Raw genomic sequence first — 22,389 nt, 5'->3', positions numbered from 1 at the left:
GCAGGACGACCGGCGACTGACGGTTGCCCGCCGCCGTCCCCCGGCCCCTGGCGAGAGGACACCCGTCCTCGCGTCAGGGGCCGCCCCTGTTCACCCGTGTGGGTCAGTGCTCACCCGGCAGCGTCTGCTCACGCAGGACGTGCTTCATCACCTTGCCGGAGGGAGTACGGGGAAGGGACGGCAGGACCACCAGTTCCCGGGGGATCTTGTACTTGGCCAGCGTCGTGGCGAGGAAGCGGCGCAACTCCTCAAGCGTCACGGCCGCGTTCGCCTCCACGACGGCCACGACGGTCTCTCCCCACTCCTCGTGCGGCCGGCCGATGACGGCGCAGTCCTGGACCGCCGGATGCTGGCGCAGCGCCTCCTCCACCTCGGGCGAGAAGACGTTCTCGCCACCGGTGATGACCACATCCTTGAGGCGGTCGACGATGAACAGGTAACCGTCCTCGTCGACGCGGGCCAGATCCCCGGACCTGTACCAGTCGCCGTCGAACGCGCGCTCCGTCGCCGACGGGTCGTCGAGGTAGCCGATCATCCGCGTGCCCGAGCGCAGCCACAGCTCCCCGGTCTGGCCGGCGCGGGCGTCGGAGCCGTCGGGCCCGACCACACGGATGTCCACGCCGGGCATTCCCCCCGCACCGATCGACCCCGCCTTGGTGACCTGCTCCTCGGGGTAGAGGGCGGAGCCGACCGGGCCCATCTCGGTCATCCCGTACACCTGGTAGAAGCGGTCGGATCCGTAGGCGGCCTGCAGCATCCGTACGGTCTGTGCTCCCAGCGGTGCGCCGCCGTAGGCCCACAGCCGCATGTGCGAAAGATCGAAGCCGGACAGGTCGCGCCCCGCCGCCTCCAGTGTCTTCAGCGGGGCGAGATAGGCGATGGGGGCACCGAAGAACGCGGTCGCCCGGTGCTTCTGGGCGGCTTCGAGGAAGGCGAGGGGCTGGTACTCCTTGAGCAGGACCACGGTGCCGCCCAGGTAGATCATGGACAGGAACCAGTTGTTCAGGGGCGCCGCGTGCCAGATCGGCATCGCGATGAGGAACCGGTCGTCCCGGCGCAGACCCGTGGCCGCGGTGGTGTACGCGGGCACACTGGACAGGCCGCGGTGCGAGTGGAGACATCCCTTGGGCGCACTGGTTGTTCCGGAGGTGTAGAGCACCTGCGCGACGGCGTCGGGCCCGACCTCCACGCCGTGCCACTCCTGTGCCTGCGCGACGCACAGGTCGAACTCGCCGCTGCCGGTGTCGTTCGTGGTGAGAGCGACGACATCGGGGGCCGCTTCGCCCACGCGTCCGGCCACTTCCTCCGCCACGACCGCCAGGCGCACCTTCGCGTGCCCGACGACGTACGCCACCTCGTGCGCGGTGAGCTTGTGGTTGATGGGCACCAGCGCCGCACCGGCCCGCCAGATGCCGAACGCCGCCACGGCGAAAGCGGGCGTGTTGTACATCATCACGCCCACCCGGTCGCCCGGCCGCACACCCCGGTCACGCAGTACGCCGGCCGCGCGCTTCGAGGCCGAGAGCAGCTCGGCGTAGGTCATCGAGCCCAGATCGGAGACCACGGCGGGCTTCGCCGCGCAGGTGCGAGCCGATCTTTCCAGCATCCACGTCAGGTTCACTGCAGGATTCTCCACTCACGGTCGCGGCCGTGGCTCGACGAAGCGCGGTCCTGCCGCGACTTCTGGGTGGCGCTCCAACCGGCTCAGCAAAGATTGAATCATTGTTCAATATCCTGTGGAAGCCCCAACAACCCCTGGTGTGAGGGGGGATGAGTGCGGTGCCGCGTCAGTGGCGCTCCGTAGCTGTGGCGGGTGGGTACGGATACTCAGAGCCCGCGTAGGTGACTGTACGGACGTGGTTGTGAGCGCTTTGTAGCTAACCTCTGTGGCGACCACCTCCGGCGAGTACAGCAGACACGGCCGGAGAATTCACCCGGGCGGTGGCCCGGGTCGCGGGGAGAGTGTGCGCATGGCATGGGACGAGTGGGAACAGGTAAAGGCACAGGTGGCCGAGCGGCACACCGCCCGGTTACAGCTCAACAGCCTTCCGGGGGAGGGCGGCCAGGCCGATCCGTCCGGTGGCGGGGGCAGTACCGGAACGCTCAGGCACAAGGGCGGCCCGTGGACGAAAGCGGCCGGCACGGCGGATGGCCTCCAGACCGGCACGATCACTGCGAAGGTTGACCTGCGCAAGGCTCATGACGGCATTTCCGGCGGTCTGGCCGGGTTGTCCAGCCTCGGGGCACTCAAGTCCGTTCTCACCTCGTGGGACGAACGCCTCGGTCGTGTCCGTGCAGAGTGCAGTTCTCTGGAGCCGAAGCTGCGACAGGTGGCTGCGGACTTCGCCGAAGTGGATGCCGAGGTGGGGGAGAGAACGAAGGCGGTCGTGGTGCCGGGCACGAGGAGGGGCGAGTAGACCATGGCCACAGAACCCGGGCTGACATGGCAGCGGTTCCGCGACCTCAAGCTGTCGGAACTTACCGATGCCGCCGACGGCTGGCGTGCCGCATCCGCGTTCGCCGATGCCGCTCGCGAACGGGTCGACGGCGACATGAGCGGCAGGCTCACCAAGACCCAGGACAGCGAGTCCGCCCGAGCAGCGGTCAAGAGGCTGAAGCGGCTGAGCGAGAACTACCACTACATCCACACCGAGACGGGCCTCGTCCGAGGCACCCTCGACGGGCTCGCCACGGAACTCGGCGCCCCACAGCGCCGGTTGCACGACGCCCTCGACGACGCTGCCTCGCTCGGATACACCGTCAACGACAGCGGCAGCATCGACTACCCAGCCGGCGGTAGGAACGACCTGACCGGCGACCCGCACCCCGGCGGCTCCGTGGTGGGCAACAACGGCCTCATCGGTGCCGGGAATCCGGGGCTGTACCGCGACGCCAACGGCATGTTGGACCCCGCACTGGCTCCGGGCGCACCCGCGCTGAAGAGTCCCAACCCGCACCGCGCCAAGGCCCAGGACGTCGCCGACCGCCTCGCCCATGCCATGCGGGAAGCACACGAGATCGACGCCCGGTACAGCTCGGCACTCCACAAGCTCAAGGCGGCCCCGGGCCTCACGGTCGACACCAGGACGTGGGCGGACGTGGGATCGGATGCCGACGCGGTGAGCCGGGCCGCCCAGAAATACCTGGAGAAACAGCTTCCGCTCGACAAGTCTCCTGCGGAACGGAAGGAGTGGTGGGACCACCTGAGTCAGGAGCGGCGTGAGGAGTATCTGTCTGCGTTTCCAGGGGTGATCGGGAACCTGGACGGGATTCCGGCGACGGCGCGCGACGAGGCGAACCGCGAGAATCTTCAGCTGCTCATCGCGCAACTCGGTGTGAAGCATGATGACGCTTCCCAAGAGATGCTGGGTGGTCTGAAGGGGATCCAGGCGAAGCTGAAGGAGGGCGGCGAGCCGCCGATGTACTTACTGGGCATCGGCGATGAGGGAAACGGCCGCGCGATCATCGCCTACGGCAACCCCGATACCGCCGACAACGTCTCGGCGTACGTCCCTGGGCTCGGCACCAAGCTGGATGCGGACTTCGCCGGTGGAACAGTGAACCGCGCATTGCAGACAGCTCTCGGCGCGCACCATGTCGATCAGTCCAGCAGAACCTCGTCGATCGTGTGGCTCGGATACGATGCGCCGCAGACGACACCTGGCGATCTGGCCAGCGGCAAGAGCGTGATGTTCACGAACGATGCCGAGGCGGGAGCCCCTGACTACAACGCGTTCATGGCGGGGATCTCCGCAACGCACGAGGGCGGCGACCCGCACGTCACCGCCATTGGACACTCCTACGGATCCCTCACGGTCGGGCTCGCTGCGCAGGAGAAAGGCGGCATTCCCGGCGCCGATGACATCATCCTGGTCGGAAGCCCCGGCACCGGCGCGGACAACGCTCAGGACCTCAATGTGGGTAGGGGTCACGTGTATGTGGGCGCAGCCGACAACGACATCGTCACCAAACTCCCGAACCATGCGGAAGCCTCCGGAATGGCTTCCGGAGCGGCCGGTGGAGGGTCGGCCGGATTTGTTCTGGGAGCCGGCATGGCCGGCCCGCCGGGAGCGCTTTTCGGCGGCGTTGCCGGAGCCGTCGTCGGAGGTGTCGCCGGCTACAACGCGCAAGACGCACAAACCGATCCCAGCGAGCATTGGTTCGGCACCGACCCTGCAAGCGAGAGTTTCGGAGCCACACGGTTCATGGTGGACGACGGCGCAACCATCATCGAAGACCGTGGAAAGATGACGGCGCATTCGAATTATTTCAACCCGGACGAAGACCAGGAATCGGCCGACAATATTGCCAATATTGTGGCCGGGAAGTCTGAGGAGATCAAGTTGGAGACGCCTCGATGAGGGTTTCGAGGGCCATGGTGCTGATGGCTGGAGCCCTGCTCCTGGCTGGATGCAGTGAATCGGGTGATCCGGCTGAACAGGAGGTAAAGATGAACATGCAGGAGGCGGCGGTCCGGGCTGATGAGATCCTCGACGGCACATTTGCCGCCATTAAGCCGGAGGTGCACTGGACGCACGAGCGGTCGACTGAGGGAAACTGTGACGTGCAGAGGCGCCGGGCGGTCATGACGATCATCTCGGAGGAACGGCGGGGGAGCTTTCTGGGGTTGATCGAGCGCCACTGGGAGGGGAAGGGATACAAGCAGCTCTCGGTGAACAACTCGGATATGTCGGCCATGTACTACAGAACGCCCGACCAATTCAATGTGCGCGTTCTCATCGGCGGTGCAGGGCAGGCCTTTTTTGAGGTTGCGACGCCTTGTGTGAAAGTTTCCGAGGTGTCTCCGCCGAAAGCGGAGACAGTCGGCCCGGACTATTCCGGAAGAATGACCCCCATCCCTGACGTCAAGTCGGATTTCTGGTCCGCGAAGAGCGCTCCCTCTTCCCGGACGTGATCCGTCGCCAGGTCGTCCCTCCTGCCGACGCCCCTCAGCGGCGCCCCGCCCGCCCGTAGCACCGCGCCAGCGCGTGGAAGGCCTGCTTCGGCTCCCAGTGCCAGTCGGACTCCGGGTCGTCGAACCGGTCCTTGATCGGCTTCACGACCGCGTAGCTCGCCATGTCCAGGTCGTAGCGAGGGACGGGGGAGTGCGGGGCGTCGGCGGTGACGAACTCGAAGGCCATCGCGGCGTACAGGCCCATCTCCTCGAAGACGCCCAGGAGTTCGGTGAGATAGGCGGCCTGGGTCCGCTCGCTGCGGACCAGGTCGCCCTTGATCTCCGGCGGCTGCTTGGTGTAGTCGATGGTGTCCCACCCCATGCCGCCCTGCTCGGGCGCCCCCGCATACGTGCACGTGCCGAACTCGGTGATCGCCAGCGGCTTGCCCCAGCGCAGGTACGAGCGCAGCTCGCGCACATAGTCCGCGCGGTCGGGGAAGTACGAGTAGTAGTCGATGCCCACGATGTCGAAGAGGTTCCAGTCGACCTCGTCGTCCTGGGCGGCCGCGTACGACAGATTGCCGCCGAAGACCGACCGTCCGACCGCGGCGGCCCGTGCCGTGACCGCGGACAGGCGGCGCATCATCTGCTCCGGGTCGAAGTTGCCCTCCATCAGGTTGCGGATCCGCTCCTGGGCGTCGGCGCCGGGCACGATGCCCGGCACGAACAGCCAGAACTCGCACCCCACGCTCAGGTCGGCCCGCGCGCCCTGGCGGCGGAGCCGCTCCAGGTGCCGCCCGGTCTCCGCGAGATGGTCGAGGATCTCCGCCGGGGGCCGGTCGCCCAGGGTCGGCTGGAGCCAGATGTGCAGGCCGAGCTCGGCGGCCTCGGACGCGGTGGCGTTGAGGCGGTCGACGCCGTCGCCCGTCACCTCGATCGACGTGGCGTGCATGTCGTTCTTGATGGCGCGGAGGTCCTTGCGCATACGGGCGGTGCTCCACGCGGTGCCGGGAGTCTCGCCCGCGCCGATCGTGTAGCAGACCCCTCGGTGCGTCAGCCCCTTGTGGTTCCCGCGCCCGCCCCGCCGGCCGGCCGTGGCCGCCGAGGCGGGGGCGCCGGTCAGGAGCGGTCCGGCGGCCGCCGCGGCCCCGATCGCCCCCGCCCCGGCCAGGAACCCAGCCCGGCTGATTCCCTCACTGCGTACGTCGCGATGCACTCTGACTCCCCGGATGATCGGCGGTTCACGTGTCGCCGCCAGTCTGCCGAGCGGGTGCGGTTGCGGACGTCCGCCGAAAGTCTCCGGGCGCGTGACCAAGGGATGAACCACGCGCCCGGAAAAGCGACTTAGGTCGACGGACCGGGTCCGCGCCCCGTCCACCGCGGGAGTCCCGGGTGCGTCACTGGCCCACTCGTCCGTCGACGCACTCGCGCAGCAGGTCGGCGTGGCCGCAGTGGCGGGCGTACTCCTCGATCCGGTGCACCATCAGCTCCCGGACCGAGGTCCGGTCCTTCCCGAGACGCGTGCCCAGGTCCGGGTGCTCGGCCAGCGCGGCGTCGGTCGCCGCCTGCTCGCGCTCCAGGTCGGCGTACGCGGAATCGACCACGGCCTGATCGGCGACCGCTCCGTCGAAGTCCGCGTCACGCCTGCCGTACAGCCTCGGCAGCGGCTCGTCCTCGCTGATCCAGTTGCGCCAGTCCCGTTCCGCCATGGCGAGGTGCCGGACCAGGCCGAGCAGTGACATCGTCGACGGCGGAACCGAACGGCGGGCCAGTTGCTCCGGGTCCAGACCCTCGCACTTCATCCGCAGGGTCAGGCGGTAGTCCGTCAGGAAGCCCTGGAGCGTCGCGAGCTCACCGTCCGGACCGGCTCCTTCGCTGTTGCGGGGGTCGTCGGCCGGGTCGGCCCACATGTCGGGGTAGACAGTGGCCCGGGTCCATCGTGCGGGTTGGTCATTCATGTGCCCCATGCTCGCCGCCAAGTGCCCCGCCCGCCAGGGAGTTTCGCCCGGGCGGCACGCGGAGCCCCCGGTCACCCGGTCGGTATCCGGCGTTTCTCGTCGGCCTCGGCGCGCCTGCCGCCGGAGGCGACCACCCGGCCCCTGGACCCGCGCGGCAGCAGACGGCGGGTGAGGCCGGACTCGTAGCGGGGCTGGAGCAGCAGGACCAGGCCCACCGCGCAGACGGCCGCGACGCCGAAGAGCATCCAGGACTTGGCGCCCCGAGCCGAATAGGCCACGATCCCGAACGAGAACAGCGCCGACCAGAAGTACATGAGGAGCACGGCCCGGCGGTGCGAGTGGCCGAGCTGGAGCAGACGGTGGTGGAGGTGGCCCTTGTCGGGGGCGAAGGGGGACATTCCGTTCCAGGTACGCCTGATGACGGCCAGTACCAGGTCCGCGACCGGCAGCGCGATGACGGACAGCGGCAGCAGCAGCGGAATGTAGACCGGCACCATCGCGGCCGAACCGGACCTGCCGTCCATCGACTGGTTGAGGAGGCTCGGGTCGACCTCGCCCGTCACCGAGACCGCGCACCCGGCGATGAGCAGACCGAGCAGCATCGAGCCCGAGTCCCCCATGAAGATCCGGGCCGGGTGGGAGTTGTGGACCAGGAAGCCCAGGCACATGCCCGCCAGGATCGCCGAGATCAGCGTGGTGGACGCGGCGGCCTCGATCCCGTAGCCGTACCAGAGCCGGTACGCGTACAGGAAGAACGCCGACGCCGCGATGCCCACCGTGCCGGCGGCCAGCCCGTCGAGCCCGTCGACGAAGTTGACCGCGTTGATGGAGACGACGATCAGCCCCACGGTCAGCAGCGTGCCCTGCCAGTCGGAGAGGTAGATCCCGTCGGTGCCCGGCACCGGGAGCCAGAGGATCGTCAGCCCCTGGAACACCATCACCCCGGCGGCGAGCACCTGCCCGCCGAGCTTGACCAGCGCGTCGACGCCCCATTTGTCGTCGAGCACACCGAGCAGACAGATCAGTGCCGCGCCGGACAGCAACGCCCGTGGCGTCGAGCTCTCGGTGAAGATCTCTTCCAGGTGCGGCAGATGGGAGGCGACCAGCAGTCCGGCCAGCAGCCCGCCGAACATGGCCATGCCACCCAGACGCGGAGTGGGCTCGCGGTGGACGTCGCGCGCCCGGACCTCGGGGACCACCCCGAAGGCGATGGCGAACTTCCGTACGGGGCCGGTCAGGACATGGGTCACGGCCGCCGTGACGAACAGCATGAGCAAGTAGTCCCGCACGGGCGGCCTCACATTCCGGCCCAGCGGGCCGATACCTGAGCCCGATCGATGCCTTCGCTGCGCCCCGGCGAGCCTAACTCATGCGGATTTCTGTGCGACGGGGCGTGGGGCGGGGCGGTGGTGGGCGCGGGCGTCGAGTGATACGTACGTCAGCGGGCGGATGTGCCATTCGATGTGCCGGCCACCCCGCAGCAGGAGCGTGAACCCGCAGGGTTCGCCGCGTTGGAGCGCCCCCAGGGCCTGCACCCAGCCGCCCAAGTCCGTCCAGTGGTGGGCGCGGATCAGTTCGCGCGGGGTGAGGCCGAAGAGATGGTTCGCCCGGAGCTGTACGCGGACGGCGCGGACGGCCTCCTGGGGCGTGGCCACGATGCGCAGGTCGACCGGCTCGGGGACGAAGCCGGTGGCGGGGCCGTAGCGGAGGGCCTCGAACCGGTAGCCGTGCTCGACGGCTGGTCGCAAGGGGGGTGAGGGACGTACGCATCGTCGACCGTCCGATCGCAAGCGGGCACGCCAAATGGCCTTCGGGCAGGGGTGGTTGGGGCGCGGCGCGGCGGGTGGGATCGGTTGACCCCGGCGGCGCGGCGACGCAGAGCGACGGTAGCGTTACGGAAGCATGGGGCGCAACCATGCTCCGGGGCATGGTTGCGCCCGGATAGCAGGAGAGCCCCCGTCCGGCACGGACGGGGGCTCTCCTGCGGCAGGCGCGACGGCGCTACTGGACGAAGTGGTCGAACTCGCCTGCCTTGACGCCCTGGATAAACGCGGCGAACTTGCTGCGGCTCGTCCTGGTCACCACGCGCGGGTCGTCGCTCTCGCGCACCAGGATCTCCTCGGCCTGCCGCGCCACCTCGACACACTGTTCTCCGCCGCCGGAGAACGAAGACTTCTGCCACTCGATGTCTGCGCTCATGCTGCGGATTATCACAGGTCCCGTGCGAGGTGGTGAACGAAGCTCCGCGACTCCTCGGGCCCGAGGCTGACCCGCTGGGCGAAGTCGAGCTGCATGCGGTACCGGTTCAGATCGGCCGCAGCGTCCAGGTAGGCCCCTTTGAACGGGGTGTCGATGTGGACGGTGTCCAGCTGTGGCGCCACGCCGCCCGCGTACAGCACGGTCTGCGTCACCTCGACGAACTTCTCGCTGGCGAACGGGATCACGCGCACCGTCACGTCCGGCCGGTCGGCTGCCTCCAGGAGGTGCAACAGCTGGCCGCGCGCGACCTCGCGTCCGCCGACCCGCATGCGGAGACCGGCCTCGTGGACGATGACGTCGAACTTCGGTGGCCTGTCGCGGTCGAGCACGGCCTGCCTGCGCATGCGGTGCTCGACTCTTGCCTCCACCTCGTCCTCGGGCAGCTTGGGCAGCACTCCCTCGAACAGCGCCCGCGCGTACTGCGGCGTCTGGATCAGTCCGGGCAGTGTCACGGACTGGAGGCAACGCATATGGCTCGCGTGGTGCTCCAGCTCCGCGATGTCGAGGAAGCCGGGTGCCAGCACGCCGCGGTACTCGTCCCACCAGAACTGGCCCCGGTGTTCCCGGGATATGGCGCACAGCGCCTCGATCAATACGGTGTCGTCGCATGCGTAGAAGCTGGCCAGGCGGCGGATTCGCGCCTCGCTGATGCCGATGCGGCCCGCTTCCATATGGCTGATCTTCGACTGATCGGTCGAGATGAGTCCGGCGGCCTCGCGCGCCGTTCGGCCGGCCTGCTCCCGCAGCTTCCTCAGCTCGCATCCCAGGCGTGCCTGGCGTGCGGTCGGATTGTCCCTCGGTGGCATGTCACCATCCTTCGTCCCCGCGCAGTCTTGCGCGGTGCGGCTGCCCCGGTCCACCCGATCGCGTGAAGCGACAGGGGCAACCTTGCTACGGGGCATTCTGGCGCCCTATGGTCCCAGTGGGCGACGCTCGAAGGCGTCATCGTCCGAAGTGCAGCCACCCGCAAGCGAGTTGAACGCCCCTGGGTCGGCCAACGCCACGGACCACGCCCACCGCACGACGCCCCGGAGACCGCCTCACGCAGGGAGACCGCGCCATGACCCCCGTAACCGTTCCTCCGGCATCCGCCCCCTACCTCCCCCAGCGCGGCGAGCGCTACCGGCTCGTCGCACCGAACGCCCCCACCGCCCCCAGGGTCGTGCGGGACTTCTTGGCGGCGGTGCTGTGGGCCGCCGGACATGCCCCACTCGTCGACGACGCCCGGCTCTGTGTGAGCGAGGTCGTCTCCAACACGTACTGCCATACGGACTCACCCCAGGTCCGGGTGGAGGTCACCGTCAATCGCCGGCAGGTGACGGTGTACGTGACGGACGACGAACCCGATCGGCTGCCCGTGCCCCCGCCCCCGCGCACCCCCGGCGCGGACGAGGGCGGGCGGGGGCTGTTCCTCGTCGAAGCGCTCGCCGCCCGGTGGGGGACCACCGCGTACGGGGCGCGGTCGCCGCACTCGAAGACGGTGTGGTTCACCCTCTCCGCCGCCGGACGCTGAGGCGGTCGGACCCGCACGCAGGGTGCGAGGCCGACACCCGCTGCGCTGCCGGAAGAGAACCGGCCTCGGTACTGGTGGGCTTGCGCGTTCGGTTGTTGTGCGGTGAGAGACGGCATCGTCCGCCTGCAGGCCAACCAGGCCCAGGTCGAACGCGGTCGGCAAGCCCGTAAGCACTTCCAGGACACCAGTCCCGCGTCAGCGGCCCATCACGTCGTCCCGCGTCAGGCGGCCTTCGATGCGGGTCCGCACGTCACACGTGCATATGGAGCCGCAACTGGTACTCAGGCCGTGGGCGGATGGTCCGGGAAGGGGACCGCGTACCGCGGGTCGCGGTTTGCGGTGATGCGGGCGTGGCGCAGGAGCTCACGGATGATGCCCGCGTTGCCCATGGACCAGCCGGTGGCGGGGGCGAGGACGCTGGGCGTCTCCCGGTGCTCGAAATTGGACCAGCGGACGCCGTCGGCGTCGGTTGTCGCGCGGGCTGCGAGGTCGGCGACGAGGATGTCGGCGAAGTCGCGGCCGTCGCCGCGTTCGACTTGGCGGTCGCAGGCGAGTGCGAGGACGCCGGCGGTGCCGCAACAGCGGCCGTTGTTGTCCCAGAATCCGGGGCGGACACGTCGTGGGAGACCGGAGTCGACGATGGTGTGCCAGCAGCGGTCGGCGAGGATGGGCCAGGCGGGATCGTCGGGCAGGACGTGGGCCAGCAGGCGGAACGCCTGGGCGTCGCCGGCTGAGCCGTGGCACCAGCCGTAGCTGTGGCGTTCGATCTTCTCGTGCTGCTGCTGCGGGTCGGAGTGCGCGACGAGGAAGCCGTCCGGGCCGGCTTCGTCGCGGGAGACGACGTCGGCGGCCCCGGCCACTGCGAGGTCGACGAGGTCGGGGCGGTCGGAGGCCCGGCCGACTGCGGCGAGCGCGTAGACGATGCCGAGGGTGCCGTGCGACATGTGGTGCAGGCGGGGTACCGAGCCGGCCCGGGTTTCCCACTGAACGCCGGCGGCGGTGGGCTCGGCAGCGCGCGCGTAGCGGTTGACGGCCAGTTGGGCGAGGTCGAGGTCGCCGCATTCCAGCGCGGCGAGCGCTATTCCGGCGTTGCCGACGATCAGTTCGAAGCGGTCGTTCCACCCTGCGCCGTTGTAGCGGGCCCGTAGGACGTCCAGAGCATGGTCGGCGGACGCCCCCGCCGCGGTGTCGCCGAGCACGCGGTGCGCGCCCCGCAGAGCGACAGCCATCCCGGCCACCCCTGTGTAGAGGCCACAGTCCTCCCAGCCGTCGACCGCGTCAGCGACGCTGCGGGCACCGCGCAGGGCCGCGTCCGCGTACCGGTCGTCGGCGAAGTACCGCCACGCGTCGAGGAGGGCCAGCAGCACCCCCGAAGTCCCGCTGTACAGCTCCGGCGTGACCTGGTCGTCGGCGGGAGTGCCGGGCCAGGCCAAACCGCCGTCGACGTCCCGTGCCGCCTTCAGCAGCCACTCAAGGGCCCCGACGGCAAGTGATTCCGCGCCTTCCGGTGCACTGGTGGTCATCGACCCAGCGTTCCACAGAGTTGGGCCGACCCGCGATCCACCCCAAGCGGTTTCTGGCTCAGAAACAAGCACTGACCTCGTCGCTCAACGGGGCAGGTACCGGAGCAGGTACCGGAGCGTGCAGTCCGGCAGCGGGTCCAGGGCCCTGGTGGTGCGGGAGTGGCTGAAAAGGCCACCGTGCTGGCTGCTCCGGGCCAGGGCGGATCCGTGAACGACATCGTGATCCGTGGACGAGGTCGTGCCCCGGTTCTTGGCTCGGGCTCAGATCAGGTGGTCGAACTCCCCGGCCTTCACTCCGAGCACGAAGGCGCGCAACTTGGCGACGCTGGTGGTGACGACGACATCGGGGTCGTCGCTCTCGCGCACCTTGATCGAGCCGTCGACGGGGGCCAGCTCGATGCAGCTCTGATTGTTGTCTGCTCCGGAGAAGGAGGACTTCTGCCAGTTGATTGCGTCGGTCATGCGGGTGGGCTCACATTTCTTGTGCGATGCGTTGAATGAATTGTGCGGACTCCTTCATGTCGAGAGAAATGGACTCGATGGAGTCGAGTAGGGCTCGATAGCGCGCCAATTGGGCCTCGGAGTCCAGGAAGCCCGCGGCGAACGTGCTGTCCAGCTGGACGGTGTCGAGTGCCGGGATGGCGGCGCAACGCGGCCTCGTGGACGAATGCCTCGAACGGGGTCGGCCTGGGGCGGCCGAAAATGTTGCGCCGCCTGGTGCGGTGCTCGACGCGGGCGTTCCTCGGCCAGGGCGTCGACCAGGTGCTTGTCGGTCGCCGAGCAGTGGGCAGCGAGCTGGCGGACCCGCACACTGCTCACTCCGTACCGACCGGACTCGATGTGACCGATCTGGGCTCGCTCGCCGCCCATGTACGCGGCAGCCTGGCTCCCGGACATCCCCGCATGCTCGCGCAGCCTGCAAAGTTCCGCACCCGGCCGCTTCTGCCTGGCGGTCGGACAGCTCTTCGGTGGCATGTCCCTCCCGTTCATGCGGGTACGAGTGTGCCGCCCGACCGTGCCACCGGTCCACTTGTATGGGTGCTAGGGCCGTCACACTGTTGCGCCGTCCCACTGTTGGTCCCTGGCGTCCAGTGCTGTCGAGCCCAAAGTTGATCGGGTTCGAAGTCAGGTTTCCCGTAAGCGAGTTGAACACTCACGGGGTGCGGTCAACTCCAGCACCCGCCCCTGCCTCCCCCGGCGCGGCGAGCGATACCGGCCGTCGCGCCGAACGCTCCCACCACCCCCAAGAGCGTGCGGGACTTCGTGGCGACGGTGCTGTGGGCCGCGGGGCACCCGCGCCTCGTCGACGACGCCCGGCTCCGTGTGTGCCTCGTGAACGGTCTCGCCGCCCGGTGGGGGGCCACCGCGTACGGGGCGCGGTCGCCGCATTCGAAGACGGTGTGGTTCACCCTCTCCGCCGCGAGCGCGGTTCACCCCTCCATTTGATTTGGACGACCGTCCAGGACTATCGTCCAAACAGACGGCCGGCTCCCACACGTACACGTATCGGAGAGTGTGATGAACCAATCCTTGCTGGCGACCGCGATCGCGGCACTCCTGGTCTGGGAGGCGCTCCTGCTGATTCCCATGGTCCCGGGGAAGCTGATCGACACGAGGGACTTCTCGCCGCTTCCGCGGTGGCAGTACAACAGCTTCAACGTGTATCTGACCTCTCTCGGACTCGCCAGCTTCGTGGTGGCCGGGTTCGCCATGGCCGGCCAGCACTGGGCCTTCGTTGCGGCACTGGTGCTGAGCCTCGGCTACATCGCGGTCTTCGCGGCCGACCTCGGCGCGGTCTTCCCCGTCGTGCCCGACCCCCTGCCGGTGCAGCTGCTCGTCCTCGAAGCGATCGCACTGGCCTCGGCCGGTGTGATCGCCGTGCTCGCGATCCAGGGGGTGCGACTGTGATGAGCGAGTCGACGGGCCCCTCGCGCCGGACGGACACGCGCGAGAAGATCATCGAAGCCGCGGCCTCCCTCATTCCCGAGCTTGGCTGGGGCGATGTGAGCAGTCGGCGGGTGGCGGAGCGCGCGGGTGTGAACACCGGAGTGATCCACTACCACGTGGGGAGCATCGGCGAACTCCGGCGCATCGCCGCGGTACGGAAGATCCGGACGTTCTTCCTCGACCGGATCGGTGAGGCCCTGACGCAGGAGGATCCGGCCGCAGCCGTGGAAACCATGCTCCGTGCGCTGTCCGCCAACGATCCCCGTGATCCGGAGCTGCTGCTGCTGTACGAGTCCCTCGTCGCCGCGAGCCGGGACGACCAGCTGCGTGCCGAGATCGCCGGCCTGCTGGCCGAGTTGCGGCGGCGGCTGTGCGACTGGTTCGCGGAGCGGGGGGTCGCGCGTCCGCTCACCGTCGCGGTGACGCTCACGGCGGCGATCGACGGATACCTGCTCCAGCGGTCGCTCGACCCGTCCGTCGAGCCCGGCCCCCTCATCGAGGGACTGGTCGGCCTGGTCCGGCAGCAGCTCGCGGCCGACGGCTCATGAGACGCAGAGGCGCGGGAACCACCTGACGAGGGGGAGCCACCCCGCGTACGGGGCGAGCGGCCGCCGTCCGCGGGGTGGCTCCCACGCCGTACGCGGGGTGGCTCCCCCCTCGTCAGCCGCCCTGCCAGGAGAGAACCCGGGAACCTCGGCGGACCACCGGCTGAACGGGCACGGTGCGAATCCGCTGCGTGGCGGCGGCCTTCGGAGCGCTCTTCTCGCGTACGACGAGCAGTCCGGCCACCACCAGCGCCACCCAGAGCACCGGGCCGAGCGGGTTTCCGGGGGAAATGAAACCCTGCGCGGCGAGTCCGAGGAGGCCGCCGGCGGAAAGCACCGCCGCGACGATTACCTTGCCGAGACTCATCTCCGATGCCGCACCGGAACGGCGACCGAATTCGAATCGGCCGAAAATTCGGGTGAAGCACACCAGGAAGAATCCAGAAACGCCGACCCACAGCGGTGCCACCGCGAACCACATGGGGCTGCCGGGCGTCGGTGTCGCGAATCCGAGTCCGACCGTGGCGATTCCCGCCGTCATCACGAGCGCGGGCATGTGCCAGAGATACAGCGTCATGAAGCGGGCTCCGCACCACTGAAGTACGGCGGTGGTCATGGGGCGTTCGGCGAATCGCGTGATCAACGGCTTGAGCGTCAGCCAGAGTCCGAGCTGGCCGACGGTCAGCGACAGCATCAGCGCGGTCGGAGGGCTCATGTTGGAGACCGGGGCCCCGGGCATTCCGATCATGGACGCCGGGTAGGGGCCGAAGAACACGGCCGCCGCGGTGAGTCCGAAGCCGACCGCGGCCACACCCGCCGAAACCCACCCGCTCCGCATGCGCAGGCCGCCGTCGGCGTAGTGGAAGCCGAACTGGTGGGCCGCCAGCCAGACGAACAGGGCGTTCAGGAAACCGATCGCGGGGCTGAACTCGAAGCGCAGCACGTCGACGGCCAGGGCGCAGACCGCGAGTACGCCGATCACCCGCCAGCCGAACCGGCGGTAGAGCGAGAACATCACCGGCGTGAGCGCGACCACGAGTACGTAGACGGCGAGGAACCAGAGCAGCTGCCCGGCGATCTTGCCCGCCATCAGCACCGGCTGCTCGGGCACCCCCGCGCCGATCAACGCGTGGGGCAACAGCAGCCACACGGCCGCCAGGGGCACGACCGGCACCAGGAGACGCGCGATTCTGCTCCGGAGCCAGGTATTCACCGATTTCACGGATCGGAACGAGAAGAAATTGGCGGCTCCACCGGCGAAGAACACCATGGGCATGACCTGCGTCAGCCATGTGACAATCCACCAGCCGGGGCTCGCGAGCGCATTCCCGGTGCTCAAATGCCCATGGTCATAGGCCAGTACGGGCATGAGCCAGTGCTGGGAAATCACGGCCAGCACGCACAGCGCTCTGATGACGTCTATGAACGAATCGCGACCGCGACCGGGCGAATGAGCGTGGGTTTGCAGCATAGGAACATCGTGACGTCAGCAGGTAATACGCACAGTAAAGCGGTCCCCCGAATCCACCGGGGTGCCAGCACCGCACGCGGTGGTGGGGTTCTCCCCACCACGTACGGGGCGCGGCCTCCACTTGAGGACGGTGCGGTTCATCGCCGCTCCCCGGCACCGGGGCTCCCGGAGCGAGGTCCCGCCACGGCCACCGCCACCACCAGAGCCGCGACCGCGCCGCCGAGCACCATGACCGCCGACACGGACACGCGGTCGAGGACGGCTCCGCCCGACAGCGCGCCGAGGGCGAAGGTCGCCTGGAAGGACGCGGTGAACAGGACGGAAGCCGCTTCGGGTGCGTCGGGGGCGGCCCTGGCGAACCAGGTCTGCGAGCAGACCGGCACCGCGCCGTAGGCGACACCCCAGACGATCAGCAGCGCGACGGCTCCGGCCTCCCACCTGCCCAGGACCGGGAGCAGCGCGGTCGCGGTGGCGATGAGTCCCGCGGCGAGGCAGACCGCCGCGCGCGGGCGGCGCGTCACCAGTGCGCCGCCGGCGAAGTTGCCGACGATCCCGGCAGCGCCGTAGATCAGCAGGAACACCGTGATCAGCGCCGGACCGGCGTGCGTGACCCGTTCCAGGAAGGGGGAGACATAGGTGTACGTCGCGAAGTGGGACAGAACCATGAAGAAGGTGAGGAGCAGGGCGAAACGGGTGCCGGGCCGGGCGAGCACGGCGCGCAGCAGGCTCGCGCGGGTGACCCGGTCCGGCGGCAGCGGCGGAACCACCAGGAGCATCAGGGCCAGTACGCCCACGCTCAGCGCCCCCACGACCACGAACGCCGTCCGCCAGCCGGCCAGGCCGCCGATGAACGTACCGGCGGGGACACCGAGTACGGAGCCCAGCGGGACGGCCGAGAAGATCACGGCTGTCGCCCGGGCGGCCGACGACGGGCGGACCAGCCGGCCGGCCAGTCCGGCCCCGACGGACCAGAAGCCGCCGATGGTGATCCCGACCAGCACGCGGGAGACCAGGACGAGGCGGTAGTCGCTCGCCGCGGCGAGGAGAAAGTCGGCCAGGGCCAGCAGGAGCATGAAGGCACCGAGCATCAGGCGCCGGTCGACGCGTGCCGTCGCCACCGTGACCAGGGGCGCGGAGACGGCGGCGAGGAGTCCGGGCACGGTCATCATCAGGCCCGCCGTGCCGTCCGAGACGGCGAAGTCGGACCCGATCGATGTGAGCAGGCCGATGGGCAGGATCTCGGTGGTGACGATCGAGAAGATGCCCAGCATGACGGAGAGGACGGCGAGCCGGCCGCGTAACGGGGTGCGGGCCGGGAGGGCGACGGGGCCGGAGGGGGTGGTGGCCGCGGTGGAGGTCATGGCGGATGCCGTCCTGTGCTCGGTGACGCGAGGGCTGTTCGCCCCAGTTCACAAGCGGCGGTGGACGGTGTCCGGCAGGTTCGCGACGTCAACGCCGAAGGCCGGGGTCGACGTCGGTTTTTCGCCGGAGGCCGGACACTTCTCGCCGGAGGACCGGAAACGGCGAAAGGCCGTCGCTCCCGAGCGGGGGAGTGACGGCCCTTCACCGCGCGCCGGAAAGGCGCTTGTGAATCCGTGAACCCGGAGGGTCGCGACGAATCAGAGAACGCGGACCGCGCCCGACGGCGGGTCGTAGGACAGCGGACGCTGCACCACACCGGTGCTGGAGTTCTGCGCGCCGACGAACTGGCCGTTGCCCACGTAGATCCCGACGTGGTACGCGCTGCCCGCGCCGCCCCAGTACAGGATGTCGCCCGGCTGGAGGTTGCTCAGCGAGACCTGGGTGCCGGCGGTGGACTGGGCCTGCGAGACGCGCGGCAGGTCGATGTTGACCGAGCGGAACGCGGCCTGGACGAGACCGGAGCAGTCCCACGAGCTGGGGCCGGTGCCGCCGGACACGTACGCGTCGCCGACCTGGGCCTGCGCGAAGGCGATGACCGCGGCGGCGGAGCCGGTCGCGTTCGACGACGTGGAGGAGGAAGAAGAGGAGGACGTGGACGCGGCGGTAGCGGTGCTGGAGCCGGAGGTCGCGCTGAGCGTCGTGCGGACGGTGGAGCGGGAGGCGCGCTCGGCGGCCTCCGCCTTGGCCTTGGCGGCCGCCTCCGCCTTCTTCTTGGCCTCTGCCTTGCGGACCGCCTCGGCCTTGGCCTTCTTGGCGGTCTTCGCCGCGGTGGCGGCTGCGGCGTCCTCCTGGGCCTGCGTCTGCAGGTCCTGGGCGACCTGCTGCGTGGCCTGGGCGGACGCGGCGACGGCGGTGGAGAGCCCGGAGGTGATGGTGGGCATCTCGATGGTCTGGGTCACCGGCTCGGCCTGGGCCGGACCGGCGGCGCCTGCGACCGCGATGGTGCTGAGGACGCCACCGGCAACTCCGGCCCGCAGCGCCGTCTTCGAGGCGTTTCGGCGGGGCTTCCGGTGGCTGGGTATGTGAGCGGTGTGGGACATGGGTACTAGCGCTATCAGGGCCTCGGGGCTCCCATCAAGAAACGTGTGTTGCGACACAGTTACGTACGGAATCTGTGAATCCGCTTTCCGCGGGCCCTTATTGACGCCGTAACGGGCAAAGCGGGCATGAGTGATCATGGCTGTGATCACGGGCTTTCGGCAATACGCCCGAATTGCCCGCCACCTACCATCCGTTCACACCGATGGCCAAGCCCGCTTTTGTCGGGGCCTTGACGGAGTGACGCAGGTCACAGGGTGATCACAGGGCGAGGGGCGGATATGCGCCACGCGCCCAAGGTGGCGCCGGGCGCAGGGAGATGTCCTGTTCGCGCCGAAGATCAGAAATAGGACCTTGCGTCCACTTTGATCCCCTCGACTCGCTCTCCCGGGTGAGGTTCGGGCGACCGGGAGGGTGCGGGTCCGTCGGCGGAGGGGTGGGATCCGCGTGGAACCGGCCTGGAGGGATCAAGATCGCGCAGATCCCTCTATCACCCCGTGCCGTCCATCGCCAATTTGCTTGGTGCGACCAACTCTTGATAGGGCGGCAGCCGTTTGACCAGCGGTAACAGCATCAGATGTCACGTCTCGTGATCACTCGGCCGCTTCGCGTGTGAAGATCACCGCTCATCCGACTTCATGATCCTTCGTCAGGTGGTGGAGATCACAAAGGCGTTGTCGTACCCCGTGTCGCAGATCACAGGACGGCGGGCATAGGATGCGGGGCAGTCGGGCTTGTGAACTGCCTCACATGTGCACGATCTTGGTGAGGCGGTGAGCCGGTCGCCCGATGCGGTCCAACGGTCAAGGACGACTGGAAGGAGCGAGGAGCGTGAATGCCTACGCGCCCATCCTCGTGCTCGGCGCCCTCGGGGCAGGGTTTGCGATCTTCTCCGTGGTCATGGCCACGCTTATCGGCCCCAAGCGCTACAACCGGGCAAAGCTCGAAGCGTACGAGTGCGGTATCGAACCCACACCCACGCCGGCCGGAGGCGGCCGCTTCCCCATCAAGTACTACCTGACGGCGATGCTCTTCATCGTCTTCGACATCGAGATCGTCTTCCTCTATCCCTGGGCGGTCACCTTCGACGCCCTGGGGATCTTCGGGCTCGTGGAGATGCTGCTCTTCGTGCTCACCGTCTTCGTGGCCTACGCGTATGTGTGGCGTCGCGGCGGCCTGGAATGGGACTGAGGGGCTGAGGGGCACACCATGGGACTCGAAGAGAAGCTGCCCAGCGGCTTCGTGCTGACCACTGTCGAGCAGGCCGCCGGCTGGGTACGGAAGTCCTCCGTCTTCCCCGCCACCTTCGGCCTCGCCTGTTGCGCCATCGAAATGATGACGACCGGGGCCGGGCGTTACGACCTGGCCCGTTTCGGCATGGAGGTCTTCCGCGGATCGCCGCGACAGGCGGATCTGATGATCGTCGCAGGACGGGTCAGCCAGAAGATGGCTCCCGTCCTGCGTCAGGTCTACGACCAGATGCCCAATCCCAAGTGGGTGATCTCCATGGGGGTTTGCGCATCATCGGGCGGAATGTTCAACAATTACGCCATTGTGCAGGGTGTTGATCACATTGTTCCGGTTGACATCTATTTGCCCGGCTGTCCGCCGCGGCCCGAGATGCTGATGGACGCGATCCTCAAGCTCCACCAGAAGATCCAGGGCTCCAAGCTCGGGGTCAACGCGGAGGAGGCCGCCCGCGAGGCGGAGGACGCGGCACTCAAGGCGCTGCCCCTGATCGAGATGAAGGGGCTGCTGCGATGAGCGGGAACGACAACCACGACGAACAGAGCAACAACGACGGTGTGCCCGCCCCGCGCGCGGACACCGGCGAGGTCATCGGCGTACGCAAGGGCATGTTCGGCGCCGGCAACGGCGGCGACACCTCCGGCTACGGCGGCCTCGTCCGCACCGTGACCCTGCCGGGCGCCACCTCCCGCCCGTACGGCGGCTGGTTCGACGAAGTCGCCGACGAGCTCGAAGGTGCCCTGGAGGAGCAGGACCTGCTTCCCGCGAACGCCATCGAGAAGACCGTCGTCGACCGCGGCGAGCTCACCTTCCACATCGCCCGCGAACACCTCGTCCTGGTCGCCCGGACCCTGCGCGACGACCCGGCGCTGCGCTTCGAGCTCTGCACGGGGGTGAGCGGCGTCCACTTCCTCGGCGACAAGGGCCGCGAGCTGCACGCCGTCTACCACCTGCGCTCGATCACGCACGGCCGGCTCATCCGGCTGGAGGTGTCGGCCCCGGACAGCGATCCGCACGTCCCGTCCCTCGTCGAGGTCTACCCGACCAACGACTGGCACGAGCGCGAGACCTACGACTTCTTCGGGCTCGTCTTCGACGGGCACCCCGCCCTCACCCGGATCATGATGCCGGACGACTGGCAGGGCTTCCCGCAGCGCAAGGACTACCCGCTCGGCGGCATCGCCGTCGAGTACAAGGGCGCCCAGATCCCGGCTCCGGACCAGCGGAGGTCGTACTCCTGATGTCTACTCCCCACGCAACGCCCCGGGCCACGACCGAGGGGACTGTATATACAGTCACCGGCGGCGACTGGGACGAGGTCGTCGAGTCCGCCGTCAAGTCCGACGACGAGCGCATCATTGTCAATATGGGCCCCCAGCACCCGTCCACGCACGGTGTTCTGCGGCTGATCCTGGAGATCGACGGCGAGACCGTCACCGAGGCCCGCTGCGGCATCGGCTACCTCCACACCGGCATCGAGAAGAACCTCGAATACCGGAACTGGACGCAGGGCACCACCTTCGTCACGCGCATGGACTACCTGACGCCGTTCTTCAACGAGGCGGCGTACTGCCTGGGCGTCGAGAAGCTCCTCGGCATCGAGGACCAGATCCCCGACCGGGCCACCATCCTGCGCGTGCTCCTGATGGAGCTCAACCGGCTCTCCTCGCACCTGGTGTGCATCGCCACCGGCGGCATGGAGCTCGGCGCCACCACGATCATGATCTACGGCTTCCGCGATCGTGAACTGGTTCTCGACCTCTTCGAGCTGATCACCGGCCTGCGCATGAACCACGCGTTCATCCGCCCCGGCGGACTCGCCCAGGACCTGCCGCCCGGCGCGATCGACCAGCTCCGCGAGTTCGTGAAGACCATGAAGAAGAACCTGCCGGAGTACGACAAGCTCGCCACCGGCAACCCCATCTTCAAGGCCCGCATGCAGGACGTCGGCTACCTCGACCTGACCGGCTGCATGGCGCTCGGCGCCACCGGCCCGATCCTGCGCTCCGCCGGACTCCCGCACGACCTGCGCAAGACCGACCCCTACTGCGGGTACGAGACCTACGACTTCGACGTCCCCACTGCCGACACCTGCGACGCCTACGGCCGCTTCCTCATCCGCCTGGAAGAGATGCGCCAGTCGCTGCGGATCGTCGAGCAGTGCATCGACCGGCTCGCCCCCGGGCCCGTGATGGTCGCCGACAAGAAGATCGCCTGGCCGGCCCAGCTCGCGCTCGGCCCGGACGGACTCGGCAACTCGCTCGACCACATCAAGAAGATCATGGGCACCTCCATGGAGGCCCTGATCCACCACTTCAAGCTGGTGACCGAGGGCTTCCGCGTCCCGGCCGGGCAGGCGTACACCGCCGTCGAATCGCCCAAGGGCGAACTCGGCGTGCACGTCGTCTCGGACGGCGGCACCCGCCCCTACCGGGTCCACTTCCGTGACCCGTCCTTCACCAACCTCCAGGCCATGGCGGCGATGTGCGAGGGCGGCCAGGTCGCCGACGTCATCGTCGCCGTCGCGTCCATCGACCCCGTGATGGGAGGCGTCGACCGGTGACCGAAGCA

At 68.7% G+C, this 22,389-nt stretch carries 24 protein-coding genes and 1 pseudogene; 11 read left to right on the top strand and 14 right to left on the bottom strand.

What is annotated here, in order from left to right; translation table 11 throughout:
• Positions 1 to 103: 103 nt before the first annotated feature.
• Entirely contained in the window at positions 104 to 1,606 is a 1,503-nt protein-coding gene (locus AADR41_RS22705) for a class I adenylate-forming enzyme family protein (RefSeq protein ID WP_342283219.1), read from the bottom strand.
• Between the two features lie 364 nt (positions 1,607 to 1,970).
• Here AADR41_RS22705 and AADR41_RS22700 point away from each other — a divergent pair, with 364 nt between their 5' ends.
• The 3 genes from AADR41_RS22700 to AADR41_RS22690 are packed head-to-tail and all read left to right on the top strand — an operon-like array spanning position 1,971 to position 4,915.
• Positions 1,971 to 2,417: an amino acid ABC transporter permease gene (locus tag AADR41_RS22700; RefSeq protein WP_342283218.1), complete on the top strand. Its 447-nt coding sequence runs from the start codon at positions 1,971 to 1,973 to the stop codon at positions 2,415 to 2,417.
• Positions 2,418 to 2,420: 3 nt separating this feature from the next.
• Positions 2,421 to 4,361 (top strand): alpha/beta hydrolase, encoded by a 1,941-nt coding sequence (locus tag AADR41_RS22695; protein WP_342283217.1) that lies wholly within the window; start codon positions 2,421 to 2,423, stop codon positions 4,359 to 4,361.
• Positions 4,358 to 4,915, top strand: coding sequence for a hypothetical protein (locus AADR41_RS22690; protein WP_342283216.1), 558 nt, complete (start codon positions 4,358 to 4,360; stop codon positions 4,913 to 4,915). Before AADR41_RS22695 ends, AADR41_RS22690 begins: the two co-directional genes overlap by 4 nt.
• A gap of 34 nt (positions 4,916 to 4,949) precedes the next feature.
• On the opposite strand, the gene AADR41_RS22685 is transcribed toward AADR41_RS22690, so the two are convergent.
• The 6 genes from AADR41_RS22685 to AADR41_RS22660 form a co-directional block, all read right to left on the bottom strand.
• Entirely contained in the window at positions 4,950 to 6,110 is a 1,161-nt protein-coding gene (locus tag AADR41_RS22685; protein WP_342283215.1) for an abortive phage infection protein, read from the bottom strand.
• 181 nt (positions 6,111 to 6,291) lie between these two features.
• Entirely contained in the window at positions 6,292 to 6,852 is a 561-nt protein-coding gene (locus AADR41_RS22680; RefSeq protein ID WP_342283214.1) for a DinB family protein, read from the bottom strand.
• 71 nt (positions 6,853 to 6,923) lie between these two features.
• Positions 6,924 to 8,141: an MraY family glycosyltransferase gene (locus AADR41_RS22675; RefSeq protein WP_446751098.1), complete on the bottom strand. Its 1,218-nt coding sequence runs from the start codon at positions 8,139 to 8,141 to the stop codon at positions 6,924 to 6,926.
• A 78-nt stretch (positions 8,142 to 8,219) separates the two neighbouring features.
• Positions 8,220 to 8,600: a hypothetical protein gene (locus AADR41_RS22670; protein WP_342283212.1), complete on the bottom strand. Its 381-nt coding sequence runs from the start codon at positions 8,598 to 8,600 to the stop codon at positions 8,220 to 8,222.
• A gap of 253 nt (positions 8,601 to 8,853) precedes the next feature.
• Positions 8,854 to 9,051, bottom strand: coding sequence for a DUF397 domain-containing protein (locus AADR41_RS22665; protein ID WP_342283211.1), 198 nt, complete (start codon positions 9,049 to 9,051; stop codon positions 8,854 to 8,856).
• Between the two features lie 11 nt (positions 9,052 to 9,062).
• On the bottom strand, positions 9,063 to 9,917 hold the full coding sequence (locus AADR41_RS22660) for a helix-turn-helix domain-containing protein (RefSeq protein WP_342283210.1): 855 nt from the start codon (positions 9,915 to 9,917) through the stop codon (positions 9,063 to 9,065).
• A 254-nt stretch (positions 9,918 to 10,171) separates the two neighbouring features.
• Here AADR41_RS22660 and AADR41_RS22655 point away from each other — a divergent pair, with 254 nt between their 5' ends.
• Positions 10,172 to 10,624, top strand: coding sequence for an ATP-binding protein (locus tag AADR41_RS22655; RefSeq protein WP_342283209.1), 453 nt, complete (start codon positions 10,172 to 10,174; stop codon positions 10,622 to 10,624).
• Positions 10,625 to 10,905: 281 nt separating this feature from the next.
• Here the strand turns inward: AADR41_RS22655 and AADR41_RS22650 are convergent, their stop codons facing one another.
• The 4 genes and pseudogenes from AADR41_RS22650 to AADR41_RS22635 form a co-directional block, all read right to left on the bottom strand.
• On the bottom strand, positions 10,906 to 12,147 hold the full coding sequence (locus tag AADR41_RS22650) for a lanthionine synthetase LanC family protein (RefSeq protein ID WP_342283208.1): 1,242 nt from the start codon (positions 12,145 to 12,147) through the stop codon (positions 10,906 to 10,908).
• Positions 12,148 to 12,408: 261 nt separating this feature from the next.
• Positions 12,409 to 12,609 carry a DUF397 domain-containing protein gene (locus AADR41_RS22645; RefSeq protein ID WP_342283207.1) on the bottom strand — a complete coding sequence of 67 codons (201 nt, stop codon included), beginning with the start codon at positions 12,607 to 12,609 and terminating at the stop codon, positions 12,409 to 12,411.
• Positions 12,606 to 12,959 carry a Scr1 family TA system antitoxin-like transcriptional regulator gene (locus tag AADR41_RS22640; protein ID WP_446751099.1) on the bottom strand — a complete coding sequence of 118 codons (354 nt, stop codon included), beginning with the start codon at positions 12,957 to 12,959 and terminating at the stop codon, positions 12,606 to 12,608. Before AADR41_RS22640 ends, AADR41_RS22645 begins: the two co-directional genes overlap by 4 nt.
• Positions 12,955 to 13,044: pseudogene (locus AADR41_RS22635) on the bottom strand (transcriptional regulator); the annotation flags it as partial. The gene AADR41_RS22640 and the pseudogene AADR41_RS22635, both read right to left, overlap by 5 nt.
• A gap of 354 nt (positions 13,045 to 13,398) precedes the next feature.
• Here AADR41_RS22635 and AADR41_RS22630 point away from each other — a divergent pair.
• The 3 genes from AADR41_RS22630 to AADR41_RS22620 all read left to right on the top strand — a co-directional run bounded on the left by AADR41_RS22630 (position 13,399) and on the right by AADR41_RS22620 (position 14,642).
• Positions 13,399 to 13,593: a hypothetical protein gene (locus AADR41_RS22630; RefSeq protein ID WP_342283206.1), complete on the top strand. Its 195-nt coding sequence runs from the start codon at positions 13,399 to 13,401 to the stop codon at positions 13,591 to 13,593.
• 72 nt (positions 13,594 to 13,665) lie between these two features.
• Positions 13,666 to 14,055 (top strand): hypothetical protein, encoded by a 390-nt coding sequence (locus AADR41_RS22625; RefSeq protein ID WP_342283205.1) that lies wholly within the window; start codon positions 13,666 to 13,668, stop codon positions 14,053 to 14,055.
• Positions 14,055 to 14,642, top strand: a complete 588-nt coding sequence (locus AADR41_RS22620; RefSeq protein WP_342283204.1) for a TetR/AcrR family transcriptional regulator — start codon at positions 14,055 to 14,057, stop codon at positions 14,640 to 14,642. Before AADR41_RS22625 ends, AADR41_RS22620 begins: the two co-directional genes overlap by 1 nt.
• Before the next feature lie 112 nt (positions 14,643 to 14,754).
• On the opposite strand, the gene AADR41_RS22615 is transcribed toward AADR41_RS22620, so the two are convergent.
• From AADR41_RS22615 to AADR41_RS22605, 3 genes are all read right to left on the bottom strand, one after another.
• The gene (locus tag AADR41_RS22615; RefSeq protein WP_342283203.1) at positions 14,755 to 16,110 is read right to left on the bottom strand and encodes an acyltransferase family protein; all 1,356 of its coding nucleotides are present in this window, start codon (positions 16,108 to 16,110) and stop codon (positions 14,755 to 14,757) included.
• Between the two features lie 137 nt (positions 16,111 to 16,247).
• Positions 16,248 to 17,471, bottom strand: coding sequence for an MFS transporter (locus AADR41_RS22610; protein WP_342283202.1), 1,224 nt, complete (start codon positions 17,469 to 17,471; stop codon positions 16,248 to 16,250).
• Between the two features lie 258 nt (positions 17,472 to 17,729).
• The gene (locus AADR41_RS22605; RefSeq protein WP_342283201.1) at positions 17,730 to 18,572 is read right to left on the bottom strand and encodes a C40 family peptidase; all 843 of its coding nucleotides are present in this window, start codon (positions 18,570 to 18,572) and stop codon (positions 17,730 to 17,732) included.
• 829 nt (positions 18,573 to 19,401) lie between these two features.
• Between AADR41_RS22605 and AADR41_RS22600 the strand changes: the two genes are divergently transcribed.
• The 4 genes from AADR41_RS22600 to AADR41_RS22585 are packed head-to-tail and all read left to right on the top strand — an operon-like array spanning position 19,402 to position 22,381.
• Positions 19,402 to 19,761 (top strand): NADH-quinone oxidoreductase subunit A, encoded by a 360-nt coding sequence (locus AADR41_RS22600; protein ID WP_003992243.1) that lies wholly within the window; start codon positions 19,402 to 19,404, stop codon positions 19,759 to 19,761.
• A gap of 18 nt (positions 19,762 to 19,779) precedes the next feature.
• Positions 19,780 to 20,334 carry a NuoB/complex I 20 kDa subunit family protein gene (locus AADR41_RS22595; RefSeq protein ID WP_030926341.1) on the top strand — a complete coding sequence of 185 codons (555 nt, stop codon included), beginning with the start codon at positions 19,780 to 19,782 and terminating at the stop codon, positions 20,332 to 20,334.
• A complete protein-coding gene (locus tag AADR41_RS22590; RefSeq protein WP_342283200.1) occupies positions 20,331 to 21,059 on the top strand; it encodes an NADH-quinone oxidoreductase subunit C in 729 nt (242 codons plus the stop codon). Before AADR41_RS22595 ends, AADR41_RS22590 begins: the two co-directional genes overlap by 4 nt.
• Entirely contained in the window at positions 21,059 to 22,381 is a 1,323-nt protein-coding gene (locus tag AADR41_RS22585; RefSeq protein WP_342283199.1) for an NADH-quinone oxidoreductase subunit D, read from the top strand. The genes AADR41_RS22590 and AADR41_RS22585 overlap by 1 nt, the downstream gene beginning before the upstream one ends.
• Positions 22,382 to 22,389 lie beyond the last annotated feature (8 nt).

The sequence above is a fragment of the Streptomyces sp. CLV115 genome, from assembly GCF_038448545.1.
In the GTDB taxonomy this organism is placed as follows: domain Bacteria; phylum Actinomycetota; class Actinomycetes; order Streptomycetales; family Streptomycetaceae; genus Streptomyces; species Streptomyces sanglieri.
This window is presented reverse-complemented; position numbering and strand designations above follow the sequence as displayed.

Coding starts and splice junctions, on each gene's coding strand:
- AADR41_RS22705 (WP_342283219.1), bottom strand. CDS start 1,606: ATGCTGGAAAGATCGGCTCGCACCTGCGCGGCGAAGCCCGCCGTGGTC.
- AADR41_RS22625 (WP_342283205.1), top strand. CDS start 13,666: ATGAACCAATCCTTGCTGGCGACCGCGATCGCGGCACTCCTGGTCTGG.
- AADR41_RS22610 (WP_342283202.1), bottom strand. CDS start 17,471: ATGACCTCCACCGCGGCCACCACCCCCTCCGGCCCCGTCGCCCTCCCG.
- AADR41_RS22615 (WP_342283203.1), bottom strand. CDS start 16,110: ATGCTGCAAACCCACGCTCATTCGCCCGGTCGCGGTCGCGATTCGTTC.
- AADR41_RS22585 (WP_342283199.1), top strand. CDS start 21,059: ATGTCTACTCCCCACGCAACGCCCCGGGCCACGACCGAGGGGACTGTA.
- AADR41_RS22690 (WP_342283216.1), top strand. CDS start 4,358: ATGAGGGTTTCGAGGGCCATGGTGCTGATGGCTGGAGCCCTGCTCCTG.
- AADR41_RS22605 (WP_342283201.1), bottom strand. CDS start 18,572: ATGTCCCACACCGCTCACATACCCAGCCACCGGAAGCCCCGCCGAAAC.
- AADR41_RS22700 (WP_342283218.1), top strand. CDS start 1,971: ATGGCATGGGACGAGTGGGAACAGGTAAAGGCACAGGTGGCCGAGCGG.
- AADR41_RS22695 (WP_342283217.1), top strand. CDS start 2,421: ATGGCCACAGAACCCGGGCTGACATGGCAGCGGTTCCGCGACCTCAAG.
- AADR41_RS22680 (WP_342283214.1), bottom strand. CDS start 6,852: ATGAATGACCAACCCGCACGATGGACCCGGGCCACTGTCTACCCCGAC.
- AADR41_RS22595 (WP_030926341.1), top strand. CDS start 19,780: ATGGGACTCGAAGAGAAGCTGCCCAGCGGCTTCGTGCTGACCACTGTC.
- AADR41_RS22650 (WP_342283208.1), bottom strand. CDS start 12,147: ATGACCACCAGTGCACCGGAAGGCGCGGAATCACTTGCCGTCGGGGCC.
- AADR41_RS22660 (WP_342283210.1), bottom strand. CDS start 9,917: ATGCCACCGAGGGACAATCCGACCGCACGCCAGGCACGCCTGGGATGC.
- AADR41_RS22620 (WP_342283204.1), top strand. CDS start 14,055: ATGAGCGAGTCGACGGGCCCCTCGCGCCGGACGGACACGCGCGAGAAG.
- AADR41_RS22590 (WP_342283200.1), top strand. CDS start 20,331: ATGAGCGGGAACGACAACCACGACGAACAGAGCAACAACGACGGTGTG.
- AADR41_RS22665 (WP_342283211.1), bottom strand. CDS start 9,051: ATGAGCGCAGACATCGAGTGGCAGAAGTCTTCGTTCTCCGGCGGCGGA.
- AADR41_RS22655 (WP_342283209.1), top strand. CDS start 10,172: ATGACCCCCGTAACCGTTCCTCCGGCATCCGCCCCCTACCTCCCCCAG.
- AADR41_RS22645 (WP_342283207.1), bottom strand. CDS start 12,609: ATGACCGACGCAATCAACTGGCAGAAGTCCTCCTTCTCCGGAGCAGAC.